General features: G+C 67.1%; 13 protein-coding genes. 6 read left to right on the forward strand and 7 right to left on the reverse strand.

Translation table 11 applies throughout. The annotated features are described in order from the left end of the window. The first annotated feature begins 12 nt into the window (after positions 1 to 12). The 6 genes from ACO2RV_RS10685 (at position 13) to hflX (ending at position 7,106) form a co-directional block, all read left to right on the forward strand. On the forward strand, positions 13 to 1,380 hold the full coding sequence (locus ACO2RV_RS10685; protein ID WP_423292675.1) for a sigma-54-dependent transcriptional regulator: 1,368 nt from the start codon (positions 13 to 15) through the stop codon (positions 1,378 to 1,380). Positions 1,381 to 1,520: 140 nt separating this feature from the next. Continuing rightward, the gene (trkA, locus tag ACO2RV_RS10690) at positions 1,521 to 2,897 is read left to right on the forward strand and encodes a Trk system potassium transporter TrkA (protein ID WP_423292677.1); all 1,377 of its coding nucleotides are present in this window, start codon (positions 1,521 to 1,523) and stop codon (positions 2,895 to 2,897) included. Positions 2,898 to 2,909: 12 nt separating this feature from the next. Next, positions 2,910 to 4,358, forward strand: a complete 1,449-nt coding sequence (locus ACO2RV_RS10695) for a TrkH family potassium uptake protein (RefSeq protein ID WP_423292679.1) — start codon at positions 2,910 to 2,912, stop codon at positions 4,356 to 4,358. 28 nt (positions 4,359 to 4,386) lie between these two features. Further along, complete coding sequence (locus ACO2RV_RS10700) at positions 4,387 to 5,247, forward strand: D-amino-acid transaminase (RefSeq protein ID WP_423292683.1); 861 nt, start codon at positions 4,387 to 4,389, stop codon at positions 5,245 to 5,247. Positions 5,248 to 5,458: 211 nt separating this feature from the next. Continuing rightward, positions 5,459 to 5,710, forward strand: coding sequence for an RNA chaperone Hfq (gene hfq, locus ACO2RV_RS10705; protein WP_267582313.1), 252 nt, complete (start codon positions 5,459 to 5,461; stop codon positions 5,708 to 5,710). Between the two features lies 1 nt (position 5,711). Further along, on the forward strand, positions 5,712 to 7,106 hold the full coding sequence (gene hflX, locus ACO2RV_RS10710) for a GTPase HflX (RefSeq protein WP_423292686.1): 1,395 nt from the start codon (positions 5,712 to 5,714) through the stop codon (positions 7,104 to 7,106). A gap of 6 nt (positions 7,107 to 7,112) precedes the next feature. Here the strand turns inward: hflX and mazG are convergent, their stop codons facing one another. The 7 genes from mazG to ACO2RV_RS10745 form a co-directional block, all read right to left on the reverse strand. Continuing rightward, a complete protein-coding gene (mazG, locus tag ACO2RV_RS10715; protein ID WP_423292688.1) occupies positions 7,113 to 7,949 on the reverse strand; it encodes a nucleoside triphosphate pyrophosphohydrolase in 837 nt (278 codons plus the stop codon). Between the two features lie 106 nt (positions 7,950 to 8,055). Continuing rightward, a complete protein-coding gene (locus ACO2RV_RS10720; RefSeq protein ID WP_423292690.1) occupies positions 8,056 to 8,853 on the reverse strand; it encodes an MBL fold metallo-hydrolase in 798 nt (265 codons plus the stop codon). A 19-nt stretch (positions 8,854 to 8,872) separates the two neighbouring features. Continuing rightward, positions 8,873 to 9,646, reverse strand: coding sequence for a TatD family hydrolase (locus tag ACO2RV_RS10725; RefSeq protein WP_423292692.1), 774 nt, complete (start codon positions 9,644 to 9,646; stop codon positions 8,873 to 8,875). Continuing rightward, positions 9,643 to 11,208 (reverse strand): methionine--tRNA ligase, encoded by a 1,566-nt coding sequence (gene metG, locus ACO2RV_RS10730; RefSeq protein WP_423292694.1) that lies wholly within the window; start codon positions 11,206 to 11,208, stop codon positions 9,643 to 9,645. The genes ACO2RV_RS10725 and metG overlap by 4 nt, the downstream gene beginning before the upstream one ends. A 29-nt stretch (positions 11,209 to 11,237) precedes the next feature. Continuing rightward, a complete protein-coding gene (locus ACO2RV_RS10735) occupies positions 11,238 to 12,272 on the reverse strand; it encodes a DNA polymerase III subunit delta' (protein ID WP_423292696.1) in 1,035 nt (344 codons plus the stop codon). After that, positions 12,269 to 12,973 carry a dTMP kinase gene (tmk, locus tag ACO2RV_RS10740; RefSeq protein ID WP_423292698.1) on the reverse strand — a complete coding sequence of 235 codons (705 nt, stop codon included), beginning with the start codon at positions 12,971 to 12,973 and terminating at the stop codon, positions 12,269 to 12,271. The genes ACO2RV_RS10735 and tmk overlap by 4 nt, the downstream gene beginning before the upstream one ends. 10 nt (positions 12,974 to 12,983) lie before the next feature. Then, on the reverse strand, positions 12,984 to 14,225 hold the full coding sequence (locus ACO2RV_RS10745) for a D-alanyl-D-alanine carboxypeptidase family protein (RefSeq protein ID WP_423292700.1): 1,242 nt from the start codon (positions 14,223 to 14,225) through the stop codon (positions 12,984 to 12,986). Between the last annotated feature and the right edge of the window lie 18 nt (positions 14,226 to 14,243).

Below are 14,243 nucleotides of genomic sequence, written 5' to 3' on the forward strand. Positions count from 1 at the left end.
GAGAACGGACTCATGGCGACCGACATATTGATCGTCGATGACGAGGCCGACATTCGTGGGTTGGTGGCGGGCATCCTCGAGGACGAGGGCTACGGCACGCGCACGGCCAAGGACAGCGATGAGGCGCTCGCCGCCATCGAGGCCCGGCGCCCCCACCTCGTCTTCCTCGACATCTGGATCGAGCGCTCCAAGCTCGATGGCCTGCAATTGCTGGAAGTCATCAAGAAGAGCCACCCGGATGTGCCGGTGGTGATGATCTCCGGACACGGCACGGTCGAGACGGCGGTCGCTGCCATCAAGCAGGGCGCCTATGACTTCATCGAGAAGCCGTTCAATTCCGACCGCCTCATTCTGGTGGCCGAACGGGCGCTGGAGACGCTGCGGCTAAAGCGCGAGGTGCGCGATCTCAAGCAGCGCGCCTCGGTCGCCCAGCTCCTCGTCGGCAAATCGTCGGTGATGAACCAGCTGCGCCAGACCATCGAGCGCGTCGCGCCGACCAATAGCCGCATCATGATCGTCGGCCCCTCCGGCTCCGGCAAGGAACTGACCGCGCGCATGGTCCACGCCGCCTCTGCGCGGGCGGGCGGGCCGTTCGTGGTGATCAACGCCGCCGCGATCACGCCGGAGCGCATGGAGGTGGAGCTGTTCGGCGTCGAGGCAGGCGACGGCGTCAGCCGGCAGGTCGGCGCGCTTGAGGAGGCGCACGGCGGGACGCTGTTCATCGACGAGATCGCCGACATGCCGCGCGAGACGCAGAACCGTATTCTGCGCGTGCTGGTCGACCAGAACTTCCTGCGCGTGGGCGGCACCACGCGCGTGGCGGTCGATGTGCGCATCATCTCCTCGACAGGCCGCAACCTGGAAAAGGAGATCGCCGAGGGCCGCTTCCGCGAGGACCTCTATCACCGCCTCGGCGTGGTGCCGATCCGCGTGCCCCCGCTGGCCGAACGCCGCGAGGACGTGCCGGAACTGGTGGAGTTCTTCCTCGACCAGATTTCGCAGGCCACGGGCCTGCCGCGCCGGCGCATCGCCGACGACGCGCTGGCGGTGCTGCAATCCCACGACTGGCCGGGCAATGTCCGCCAGCTGCGCAACAATATCGAGCGGCTGCTGATCCTCGCCACTGGCGAGGCGGACGCGCCGGTGACGGCGGACATGCTGCCCCCCGACGTCGGTTCGCTGGTGCCCAACCTGCCGAACGGCAATGGTGGCGAGCATCTGATGGGCCTGCCGCTGCGCGATGCGCGCGAGGTATTCGAGCGGGAATACCTCGTCGCCCAGATCAGCCGTTTCGGCGGCAACATCTCGCGCACTGCCGAGTTCGTCGGCATGGAGCGTTCGGCGCTGCATCGCAAGCTGAAGGCACTCGGCATCGGCTGAGGCGCGGACGCGGGGCCGGTATGCGGTGATGGCGCGAGGAGACATCTCCGACGCCGTCGAAACTGCTATAGAGTGACTCGGATTACGGCCGGTGCAGCAGCTTCGGCCGGCGGCGTCGCAGCGGTGCAGCGGGGAATGGCATGAAAGTCGTTATTTGCGGCGCGGGACAGGTCGGCTTCGGTATCGCCGAGCGACTCGCTGCCGAGCAGAACGACGTCTCCATCATCGACACCTCGCCGCGGCTGATCCAGGCCGTCACCGATACGCTCGACGTTCGCGGTTTCGTCGGGCACGGCTCGCATCCCGACGTGCTGGCGCGGGCCGGGCTGGAGGCGGCGGACATGCTCATCGCCGTCACGCTGCATGATGAAGTGAACATGATCGCCTGCCAGGTCGGCCATGCGCTGTTCGACGTGCCGACCAAGATCGCGCGCGTGCGGGCGCAGAGCTACCTGCTGGGGCATTGGCGCGACCTGTTCTCGCGCGACCATCTGCCGATCGACGTGGTGATCTCGCCCGAGGTCGAGGTTGGCGAGATGGTGTTGCGCCGGCTGTCGCTGCCGGGCGCCATCGACACGGTGAGCTTTGCCGACGGCAATGTCGTCGTCGCCGGCGTACGCTGCCAGGAGGACTGTCCCGTCCTCGACACGCCGCTGCGCCAGCTGACCGACCTTTTCCCCGATCTGCGGGCCGTCGTCGTCGCCGTACGGCGCAAGGGCAAGGTCTTCGTGCCGCGCTCGACCGATTCGCTGATCGCGGGCGATATCGGCTATTTCGTCGCCCAGGCCGACCAGGTGACGCGCACCCTGTCGATCTTCGGCCATGACGAGGTGCCGGCGCAGCGCATCGTCATCGGCGGCGGCGGCAATATCGGCCTTTATGTCGCGCAGGAGCTGGAGCGGCGCAACCCCAGGGCCCGCGTGAAGATCATCGAGGGCAGTGTGGAGCGCGCCGAGCTGATCGCGCAGTCGCTGTCGAAGACCGTGGTACTGAAGGGCAGCGCGCTCGACCGCGCGATCCTGGAGGAAGCTGCTGTCGGTGATGCCGACACGATGATTGCCGTCACCAATGACGACCGCGTCAACATACTGTCGTGCCTCCTCTCCAAGGAGCTCGGCGCGCGGCGCATGCTGTCGCTGCTGAACGACCCGAACTACCCCGCCTTCGCGCGCGGGCTGGGCATCGACGCTTATGTGAATCCACGCCAGATCACCGTCTCGAAGATCCTCCAGCATGTCCGCAAGGGGCGCATACGCGGCGTCCACTCGCTGCTCGACGGGGCAGGGGAGGTGATCGAGGCCGAGGCGCTGGAGACCTCGCCTCTGGTCGGCAAGCCGCTGAAGCAGCTCGACATCTTCGACGGCATGCGCATCGGCGCCATCGTGCGCGGCGGCCGCGTGCTGGTGCCGCGCGGCGACAGCGTCATCCAGGCCCGTGATCGCGTCGTGATGTTCGCGCTTGCCGACAAGGTGAAGCGGGTTGAGCAGCTGTTCCGCGTGAGTCTCGAATTCTTCTGATAGGTGGGCGTCATGATCGCGGTCGCGCGCCACACCTCAATTGCTGCCGGCGTGATGGCCGGATTCCTGCTGCTGACGGCGCTGGGGGCGCTGTTTCGCGGCGAGGGGGGCGCAGGCGCGTTCGTCCTCACCTCGCTGCTGACCATCTTCGGGGCTGGAGCGGTCTATCTCGCGGTCCGCAACCGGGGCTCCCGGCTGAACCGGCTTTCCTCCTACTCCCTGCTGCTGGTGCTGTGGCTCGGCGTGCCCACCATTGCGGCGTTTCCCATTGCCGCCACGACATCGCTAGGCCCGATGGCGGCTTGGCTCGAGGCGGTCTCGGCGTTCACCACGACGGGGGCGGTGCAGATCCACGACATCGCGGACGTGCCGCGCGCGACGCTGGGCTGGCTGCTCACGCTGCAATGGGCCGGCGGGCTGTTCACCCTGCTCGGCTTCGTGGCGGTGCTCGGGCCGGCGGGGATCGGCGGCCTGCCCGATCGCAGCGCGCGCGTGAACCTGCTCGGCATCGGCGAGCAGTCGGCGCTGGACGATGCGCTGCGGCTGGTGCTGCCGATCTATCTGGGCGCGACCGTACTGTGCACGGTCCTGCTGTTCGCCGCCGGAGTCCGCGTCTTCGACGCGCTGGGAATGGCGGGAGCCGCGCTTTCGACCGGAGGATTGCTGCCGGATGCGGACGGCGTCGCGGCCTATGGGCATTTTGCCGTGAAGCTGGTGCTGATCGTCTTCATGCTGGTCGGCGGGACCAGCGTGCTCTGGCACCGCATGCTGGTCACGCGCCGCTTCCGTCTGGCCTTCGGGCAGCAGGAGAACGTCGCCGTGGTGCTGGCGTGCCTAGTGGTGGGGCTTCTCGCCGCCGCGATCCGCTACGGCACGCCGGACGGCCATCTCTCGCTGCCGCTGGCGCTGGAAGATGGCTTCTTCAGTGCTGTGGCGCTGGTGACGACGACTGGCATGGAGCCGCATGCCGGGGCCTTCGCCAGCCTGCCGATTTCGCTGGTGATGGTGCTGGTCTTCGTTGGCGGCGCGAGCTTTTCCACCGCCGGCGGCATCAAGATGTACCGGGCCGGCATCATGTTCCTGCAGAGCTATCTGGAACTCGAGCGGCTGGTGCATCCCAGTGCGGTGCATATGCGCCGCCTCGGGCAGCAGAGCGTAACGCTGCAAATGATGAAAGCGATCTGGATCATGTTCGGCGTCGCCTGCACGCTCATTGCCGGGCTCACGGCGGCCATCGCGCCGGCCATGCCGAGCTTCGAGGCGGCCTTCGTCGCCATTCTCTCGGCGCTGTCGAATGTCGGGCCGGTTTATGCAGCGGGCTGGCCGCAGGGTGTGATCTGGCCGGAATGGGGAAGTCTGCCGGGCTATGCGCAGCTAATATTGGCGGCGGCCATGATTCTCGGCAGGCTGGAAATTCTTGTGGTGCTGAGTCTGGCGAATTTCGCGCTTTGGCGGCGTTGAGGCCGCGATCTGACGAGACGGGTGGGACATGTCGCGCATCGCCTATGTAAACGGGCAGTATGTGCCGCACGCACAGGCGGGCGTGCATATCGAGGACCGCGGCTACCAGTTCGCCGACGGCGTCTATGAGGTGTGCGAGGTCCGTGGCGGCCATCTGGTCGACGAACGCCGGCACATGGCACGCCTGGTGCGCTCGCTCGGTGAAATCCGCATCCGCCTGCCCATGTCGCTCACGGCACTTGGAATCGTGCTGCGCGAGACGGTCCGGCGCAACCGCGTGCGCGACGGTCTCGTCTATTTGCAGGTGACGCGCGGCGTTGCCCGGCGCGACCATTACTTTCCCGATCCGTCGACCTCGCCGGCCATCGTGGTGACAGCCCGCGCCAGCGATCCCGCCAAGGCGGATGCGCTGGCGGGGCAGGGCATCGCCGTCATCACCGTGCCGGAAAACCGCTGGGAGCGGGTCGACATCAAGACCGTCGGCCTGCTGCCGAACGTGCTCGCAAAGCAGGCAGCCAAGGAGGCCGGCGCGCGCGAGGCCTGGTTCGTCGACCGCGACGGCAGGATCACCGAGGGCGGCTCGACCAATGCGTGGATCGTGACCGGGGAGGGGCGGCTCATCACCCGTCACGCCGACAATGCCATCCTGCGCGGCGTCACTCGCACGGTGATGATGGAGGTGGCGGAAAAGCTCCAGCTGCGCGTCGAGGAACGCGCCTTCACGGTGGCCGAGGCGCTGGCCGCCAAGGAGGCCTTCGTGACCTCGGCCACGAATTTCGCAACGCCGGTGGTGCGAATCGATGGCCAGCCTATCGGCGATGGCAAGCCCGGCCGGGTGGCGCGGGCACTGCGCGAGACCTTCCATCAGGTGGCGGAAATCGCTCCCTGAGCGGCGCGTTTCCTCAGGGAAAGCGTACAGCCGCGTGCGAATGGAGCTTGCCAAGTGAATGCATCTTGGCGAAAGCATCTTGCGTGATAGACATGGTATGACATGCTTGAAGGGCACGTCTTCACGCAAGTCGGTCCCCGGACGGGGCCAACGCCACTTGAAGACGACCGCGCCGATTATGAGCAACAACAAACAAACGGATTAAAAAACGATGGCCGCGGAACGTTCCCAGAACCTCCAGGACACCTTTCTCAACCACGTCCGCAAGAACAAGACACCCCTCACGATCTTCCTCGTCAATGGCGTCAAGCTGCAGGGAGTCGTGACCTGGTTCGACAATTTCTGCGTTCTTCTGCGTCGCGACGGTCATTCGCAGCTGGTCTACAAGCACGCCATCTCGACGATCATGCCCGGACATCCCGTCCAGCTCTTCGAGCCGGACGAGACCCCGGAGAAGGGCTGACTTGGAACCCAAGGGCGCGCGCCGCGCCGCAGGCAGCGCGGCGGGGCTTCCTCCCGGTTCGCCCGAGGGTGGCGATGCCACCAAGGTCGTTGTCATCGTTCCTCATCTGACGCGTCGGGCGGAAGGGGAGGCGGAGCTGCGCCGTTCGCCCGAGGCGCGGCTCGACGAGGCCGTGGGCCTTGCGCTGGCGATCGACCTCGGCGTCGTGGCCAGCATGATCGTCGGGCTCGCGCAGGTGCGCCCGGCGAGCTATCTCGGTTCCGGCAAGGTCGAGGAGATCGCCGGCATCGTGAAGGCCGAGGATGCGGGTCTGGTCTTCGTGGATGCGCCGCTCAGCCCGGTGCAGCAGCGTAACCTGGAAAAAGCCTGGTCGGCCAAGGTGATCGACCGGACGGCTCTCATCCTGGAGATCTTCGGCCAGCGGGCACGCACCAAGGAAGGCGTGCTGCAGGTCGAGCTGGCCCATCTGAATTATCAGCGCAGCCGGCTGGTGCGCTCCTGGACCCATCTCGAGCGCCAGCGCGGCGGCTTCGGCTTCCTTGGCGGTCCGGGCGAGACCCAGATCGAGGCCGACCGGCGGCTGATCGGCGAGCGCATCGTCAAGATCGAGCGCGAGCTGGAACAGGTGAAGCGCACCCGCGCCCTGCACCGCGCCAGCCGCAAGAAGGTGCCGTATCCCGTGGTGGCACTGGTCGGCTACACCAATGCCGGCAAGTCGACGCTGTTCAACAAGCTCACCAGCGCCAAGGTGATGGCGCAGGACCTGCTCTTTGCCACCCTCGATCCGACGCTGCGTGCCGTCCAGCTGCCGACAGGCGAGAAGGTGATCGTCTCGGACACGGTGGGGTTCATATCGGACCTGCCCACCCAGCTCGTCGCCGCCTTCCGCGCCACGCTGGAAGAGGTGATCGAGGCTGACATCATCCTGCATGTCCGCGATATGTCGCACGAGGATGCCGAGGCGCAGGCGCACGACGTCGCGCGGGTGCTGTCCGATCTCGACATCGACCCGGACGACCATGCGCGGCTGATCGAGGTGTGGAACAAGATCGACCGCCTCGACGAGGACGCACGCGCCGCCATCTTCAACACGGTGTCGCGGCGCGAGGGCGACGACCGGCCGATTCCGGTGTCGGCGCTGACCGGGGAGGGGATACCCACCCTCCTCGCCGTCATTTCGCAGCGTTTGGCGCGCGAGCGTGTCAGCCTCAAGGTCGATCTCGACGCCACCGATGGCGAGGGCCTGAGCTGGCTTTACCGCCACACCGAGGTGATCGACCGCCGCGAGGATATCGAAGGTCACATCCATCTTGCCATCCGCGTACCGCCCGAGCGGGCCGAGCACATCGAAAAGCGGTTCCGCGGCCGGCGGATCAAGGCACGCGGCGCGGCCTGAGCGGCATCAGGAGCCGGGCGAGGGCGCCTTCTTCGCTGCCTGCCACAGCGCTTCCATCTCGTCGAGGCCGGCGTCGGCCGGTGCCCGCCCCTGTTCGGCCAGCCGGTCCTCGATAAAGCCGAAGCGGTCGACGAATTTCTGGTTGGTGCCGCGCAGCGCCGCCTCCGGATCGACGCCGAGATGGCGGGCGAGATTGGCCATGGCGAACAGCAGATCACCGACCTCGCCGGCCGCAGCCGCGCGATCACCGGCGGCGATCTCGACTTCCACCTCGTCGATTTCCTCGCGGATCTTGTCGAGCACAAGCTGCGTCTGCGGCCAGTCGAAGCCGACCTTGGCGGCCTTGGTCTGGAGCTTGACCGCGCGGGTGAGGGCAGGCGCGCCGGAGGCCACGCCATCCAGCACCCGGCCCGCCTCTGGCTCCGGTGGCAGGCCGTGCCGGCGGCGGCGCTCGGCCTTGGCGGCCTTTTCGCCGGCCTTGATCTCGTCCCACGCTGCATTGACGGCGGCCACGTCGCGCCCGCGCACATCGCCGAAGACGTGGGGATGGCGGCGGATCATCTTGGCGGTGACGGCGGCGACGACATCGCCGAAATCGAACGCACCTTGCTCCTGCGCCATCCGGGCGTGGAACACGACCTGCAGCAGCAGATCGCCGAGTTCGTCGCACAGATCGTCGAGGTCGCCGCGCTGGATGGCGTCCGCCACTTCATAGGCTTCCTCGATGGTGTAGGGCGCGATGGAAGCGAAGTCCTGTTCCAGATCCCAGGGGCAGCCGGTGCCTGGCGTGCGCAGCGCCGCCATGATGTCCAGCAGGCGGGAGATGTCACGGGACGGTGTCATTTCCGAATATCCATGATTCGCAGAAGACATATTATGGAAAACATCGACACTCCCAGAATGACACCAGAATGACGAGAGCACTTTCGGTTCTCGGCATAACGCTTTGTCAGATGGTGATTTTCAGGCCGTCATACGCGGGACTGATGCCGTCCGGCAGATCGCGCGCCAAGGTCGCATAATCGAGATCGGTGTGCATGTTGGTCAACACCGCACGACGCGGCTTCATGCGCGCGATCCAGGCCAGCGCCTCGCTCAGCGAGAAATGCGTGGGATGCGGCGTGAGGCGCAGCGCGTCGATGATCCAGACGTCGAGCTCCTCCAGGAACGGCAGGCTTTCCTCCGGCAGGTCGTGCAGGTCGCTGGAATAGGCCAGCCCGGCGACGCGGAAGCCGTAGGATGAAATGCTGCCGTGGAACTGGCGGAACGCCCGCGCCTCGATCTGCCCGCCGGGTCCGTCAACGCGGATCGTGTCGCCGTGGTGGAAGCGGTGCTCGTTGAGGATCGGCGGATATTCGCTGCCGGGCGGCGTCTCGAAGCAATAGCCGAAGCGCTGGTGCAGGATTGCCGAGGTCTCGGCATCGACATGCATGTCGATGCGGCGGCGGTGCTGAATGGTCAGCGGCCGCAAATCGTCGATGCCATGCGTGTGGTCGGCGTGTTCGTGGGTGAGCAGGACGGCGTCGAGCCGATCGACCTGCGCGCCGAGCAGCTGTTCGCGCAGGTCCGGCGACGTATCGACCAGCACGCGGGTAGGGTGGGTGCCCTCCCCGTGCCGCTCGATCAGCATCGAGCAGCGGCGACGGCGGTTCTTCGGCTCGTTGGGGTCGCAGGCGCCCCACCCCTGCCCGACGCGCGGCACCCCACCGGAAGAGCCGCAGCCGAGAATGGTGAAGGTGAAGGACATGCGCCGATTGAGCCTTGCGTCAGTGTGCCCGTGCGAACAGGCGGAAGAAGTTGTCGGTGGTCAGCGCGGCGATCTCGTCGGTCGACACGCCTCGTGCCTCTGCGAGTATACGGGCGGTCTCCACCACGTAGGAAGGCTCATTGCGCTTTCCGCGCCACGGATTCGGCGTGAGATAGGGGGCGTCGGTTTCCACCAGCACCCGGTCGGCGGGCAGGCTTGCCGCGATCTCGCGCAGCGGCGCACCGGACTTGAAGGTCAGGATGCCGGAGAAGGAGACGTAGCCGCCCAGCGCCACCGCACGACGGGCCAACTCGGGTCCCGCGGTGAAGCAATGCAGCACGAAGCCGAAGGCGCCCTTCCCGCTCTCATCTTCCAGGATCGCGGCGACGTCGTCATCGGCGTCGCGGGCATGGATGACCAGCGGCAGCCCGGTGCGGCGCGCCGCCTCGATATGCCGGCGGAAGCCGACATGCTGCGCCGCGCGCGGCGCGGTGTCGTAATGATAGTCGAGCCCGGCCTCGCCGATGGCGACCACCTTGGGATGGTCGGCCGCGCGCAGCAACTCGTCGAGGGTGACGTCTTCCTCCTCGCCGGCATTGTGCGGATGGGTGCCGACCGAGCAGAACACGTCGTCGAAGCGCTCGGCGATCGCCTTCACCTCGCCCGCCCGGCGGATGCGCGTACAGATCGTCACCATGCGGCCGACGCCGGCCGCGCGGGCACGGGCGACCACGTCATCGAGTTCCGCAGCGAAATCCGGAAAATCGAGATGGCAATGACTGTCGACGATCATGCCGGACCCGCCACTTCGGGTTCGACATAGCGCGGGAACACCGGGGCGGGCGGCGGCAGCGCCGTGCCGGCCTTCAGCCGTCCGGCCTCGGCCAGGCTCGTGAGGCTGCGCGCCTCCGCCGGCACCGCCAGCAGGTCCAGCAGCTTCGCGGCGCCGGCGGGCACGAAAGGCTGCGCCAGAATGCCGACCTGGCGGATCACCTCGGCCGTGGTCCACAGCACCGTGCCGAAACGCTCGGGATCGGTCTTACGCAGTTCCCACGGCGCGGCGCCGGCGAAATAGCGGTTGGCGTCGGCGACCACCGCCCAGATCTCGGCGAGCGCCTGATGCAGCAATTGCTGCTCCATGGCTGCCCTCACCTTCCCGCCCATGGCATCGGCGCTGGCGAGTATCTCCGCGTCGTCCGGCGCCAGCGGGCCCGGCGCAGGCAGCGTGCCGCCGAGATTCTTGGCGATCATCGACAGCGAGCGCTGGGCGAGGTTGCCGAGGTCGTTGGCAAGGTCGGCATTAGTGCGGGCGACGATGGCCTCGTGGCTGTAGGAGCCGTCCTGGCCGAACGGAATCTCCCGCAGCAGGAAATAGCGCAGCGCGTCGACGCCATAGGCATTGGCGAGGTCGAACGGGTCGATCACGTTACCGACCGACTTCGACATCTTCTCCCCGCGATTGTGGATGAAGCCGTGCGCGAACACGGTCTTGGGCGGCTCCACACCGGCGGAGAGCAGGAAGGCTGGCCAGTACACCGCGTGGAAGCGGATGATGTCCTTGCCGATGATGTGCAGGTCGGCCGGCCAGAAGCGCTTGAAGCTCGCGCTGTCGGTGTCGGGGTAGCCGACGCCGGTGATGTAGTTGGTCAGCGCGTCGACCCACACATACATCACATGCTCGGGGTCGCCCGGCACCGGGATGCCCCAGGAGAAGGTGGTGCGGCTGATCGACAGGTCCTGCAACCCGCCTTTTACGAAGCTCAGCACTTCGTTGCGGCGGCTGTCCGGGCGGATGAAGTCCGGATGCGCCTCGTAATAGGCCAACAGCCGGTCCTGATAGGCCGACAGGCGGAAGAAATAGCTCTTCTCCTCGGTCCATTCGACCGGGGCGCCCTGCGGCCCGCGGCGCACGCCATCCTCGCCGACGACAGTCTCGTCCTCGGCGATATAGGCCTCGTCGCGCACCGAATACCAGCCGGAATAGGCGCTGAGATAGATGTCGCCGGCCTCGACCATGCGCTGCCAGATCGCCTGGCTGGAGGCGATGTGATCCTCGTCCGTGGTGCGGATGAAACGGTCGTACGCGACTCCGAGGAGCGCATCCATCTGCTTGAAGCGGGTCGCGTTCTTCGTCGCCCATTCGAGCGGCGTGAGACCCTGCTTTTCCGCCGTCTGCGCCATCTTCAGGCCGTGCTCGTCGGTGCCGGTCAGGAAGAACACGTCGAAGCCGTCGAGCTTCTTGAAGCGCGCCAGAGCGTCGGCGGCGATCTTCTCATAGGCGTGGCCGACATGCGGCGCGCCGTTGGGATAATCGATGGCGGTGGTGATGTAGAAGGCAGGTTTCACGCGGGTCATTCCTGCGGCAAAGCCGGTCTGCGGCGCGCTCAGGGCCGCACGGCCTCGTCGAGCGTCGCGAATATCCGGAAGACGAAGGTCTTGCGGTCGAGATTGTACACGTCGGCGTCAACCGCGGCGCGCCGCACCTTCTCCCACACCTCCGGAAGCCGTGCAAGGCGCACCGATACCGTCTGGCGTCGTCCGGTGGCGTGGTCGGAAATCCAGTTTTCGACCGTGGAAACGAAGTTGTCGAACGCCCCTCCCCGGTCGCCCTGGAGGCGTTCGCCGAGGCTGTGCAGCGCTTTCGGATCGACATTCGGAAGCGTCCCGAGCAGCTCGGCCGTCGCCTTGCGGATCGCCAGCCCGTCGCCGGAAAGCAGCGCCAGCGCCTCGCGCACGCTGCCGCCTGAGGCCTCCGCCGCCTCGGTGAAGCGGGTGCGGTCGAGGCCGGGCATGGTCGCTGCCAGTCCCTCCAGCGCGGCGACGACTTCCCCGGTCGACAGCGCACGCAACGGCACCATCCGGCAGCGCGAGCGGATAGTCGGCAGCAGCCGGCCCGGCGCGTGGCTGACCAGCAGGAACAGCGCGCGCGCCGGCGGTTCCTCCAGCGTCTTCAGCAGAGCGTTGGCGCCTTGCGCGTTCATCTCGTCGAGCGTGTCGACGATGCAGACCCGCCAGCCGCCAAGCGCCGCCGTCGAACCGAAGAAGCTGCGCACCTTGCGCACGGTTTCCGCCGGAATCATCGTCGGCAGCTTGCCGCTGTCGTTCGGCGTGCGGCGCAGCACGAGCAGATCCGGATGCGACAGCGCCGATACCTGCCGCGCGGCCGGATGGGACGGATCGACCGCCAGGCTGTGGCCCGGCGCGGTGCCGCCCGCCAGCACGAAGCGCGCCACGGCATAGGCGAAGGTCGCCTTGCCGATGCCTTCGGGGCCGCCAATGAGCAGGGCATGCGGCAGGCGCCCGGCGCTCCAGGCCTCGCGCACGCTCTCCTGCGCCTCGGCATGGCCGACGAGATGCTGGATTTCGCGTGGTGCGGGTGCCGATCCGAAACGGTCGCCTTCCAGAACCTGTTCGCTCATGCGCGCACCGCCTTGCGGCGCGGCTTCGGCAGCGCAAGGCGCGCGCTGACAGCCTGCCAGACCGCCTCCGCGACCCGCTCCGGTGGCGCTCCTCCGTCGACGACCACGCAACGCTCGGGTTCACGCGCGGCGATGTCGAGAAAGGCCGCACGCAGGTTCCGATGGAAGGTCAGGTCTTCGCTCTCGAAACGGTCGGCCCGAGCGCCGGAGCGGGCCGCCGCGCGGGCGAGCCCTTCCTCGGCGGGAATATCGAGCAGGATGGTGAGGTCGGGCCGCGTCAGTCCCACGGTTGCGGCTTCGAGCGCGTCGAGCAGCATGGCAGATACCTGACCCTGTGCACCCTGATAGGCACGGGTCGAATCAGCGAAGCGGTCGGAAATGACCCAGGCACCGCGGGCCAGGGCGGGCCGAATGGTGACGTCGAGATGGTCGGCGCGCGCCGCAGCGAACAGCGTGGCCTCCGCCAGCGGGCCGAGCGGCTTGGCAACGCCGGCCAGCAGGACATGGCGGATGACCTCCGCGCCCGGCGAGCCACCGGGTTCGCGTGTCGTCACCACCTCGAGACCGCGTTCGGCCAGACGCTCGGCGAGGCGGCGCACCTGCGTCGACTTGCCGGCGCCCTCGCCTCCCTCGAAGGTGATGAAACGCCCCGAGCCGGCAGACGACCCTGGAGTGGCGGAGATGGCGTTGCGGGGTGGCATGATTGCTGCGTCAGCCCGTCGCGGCGCTCAGCCGTGCCGCGATCTTGGCGTAGCCATCACGCAGCAGGCCGACCACCAATTCGTAGGCTCCGTCCATCGCCCGCCGCCAGAGCGGCCCCTCTGCGACCGATTCCGCAGCAACCAGTGGCACTTCCAGCGCGATCTGGTCGCCGCGGGAAATCTCCAGCCGGGCGAGTTCGGCGCCCTTCTGCACCGGGGCATGGATAGGCCCCTCATAGCGGATGCGGGCAGTGATGCGCTCGTCGCCGTTGCGTGGCACCAGCAGCTTGATCGCGCTCGTGCCGGTGAGCGGCACGCCGCCGCTCTGACCGCCATAGAGCGTCGCCTCGCCGACGATCTGGCCGGCTTCGAACAGCGGACGGGATTCGAAGGAGCGGAAGCCCCATTCGAGCAGCTTACGGGCGTCCTCCGCCCTCTCCTTCTCGGTCTTGGAGCCGAGAATGACCACGATGAGGCGCTGGTCGCCCTGAACCGCCGACCCGACGAGATTGAACCCCGCCTCCTTGAGATAGCCGGTCTGGAAGCCGTCCGCCCCCAGGCTCATGCCGAGCAGCGGGTTGCGATTGCTCTGCCGGATCTTGTTCCAGAGGAAATCCGGCTCGCTGTAGATCTTGTAGAGATCGGGGTAGGTGCGAATGATGAAGCTTGCGAGCTTCGCCAGATCGCGCGCCGTCGTCTTCTGGTCCGGATCCGACAGACCGTTCGAATTGTGGAAGCTCGACCCGGTCATGCCGATGCGCTTGGCTTCCTCGTTCATCTTGACCGAAAAGCCCAGCTCATTGCCGGCGATGCCTTCGGCCAGGATGATCGTCGCGTCATTGCCCGACGGAATGATGGCGCCGCGCAACAGGTCGCTGACCTTGATCGAGGTGTTCAGCCCGGCGAACATCGTCGCCCCGCCGGACGGCGCGCCACCCCGGCGCCAGGCATATTCGCTGACTTTGAATTCGGTATCCGGCGAAAGGCGACCTTCCTCGATCTCGCGGAAAACCACCGCCACCGCCATCATCTTGGCGATGCTGCCGGGGAAATTGGGGGTATCGGCCGCGCGCTCGTACAGCACGGTCCCGCTGTCGTAATCCAGCAGGATGGCCTGGGGCGCGGCGATGGTCGGGGCCTGGGATCGTGCCGCAATCGGCGCGAAAATGGCGATAAACGCCAGCGCCGCCAAGCCGTTCTTGAGCCTGTCGACCGGTCGCCTGCTCCGCTGGGATTGTCCTGCGCGCGCCATCGTCAAACGACCCTCCTG

The organism is Ancylobacter sp. VNQ12, assembly GCF_049445835.1.
Lineage (GTDB): Bacteria > Pseudomonadota > Alphaproteobacteria > Rhizobiales > Xanthobacteraceae > Ancylobacter.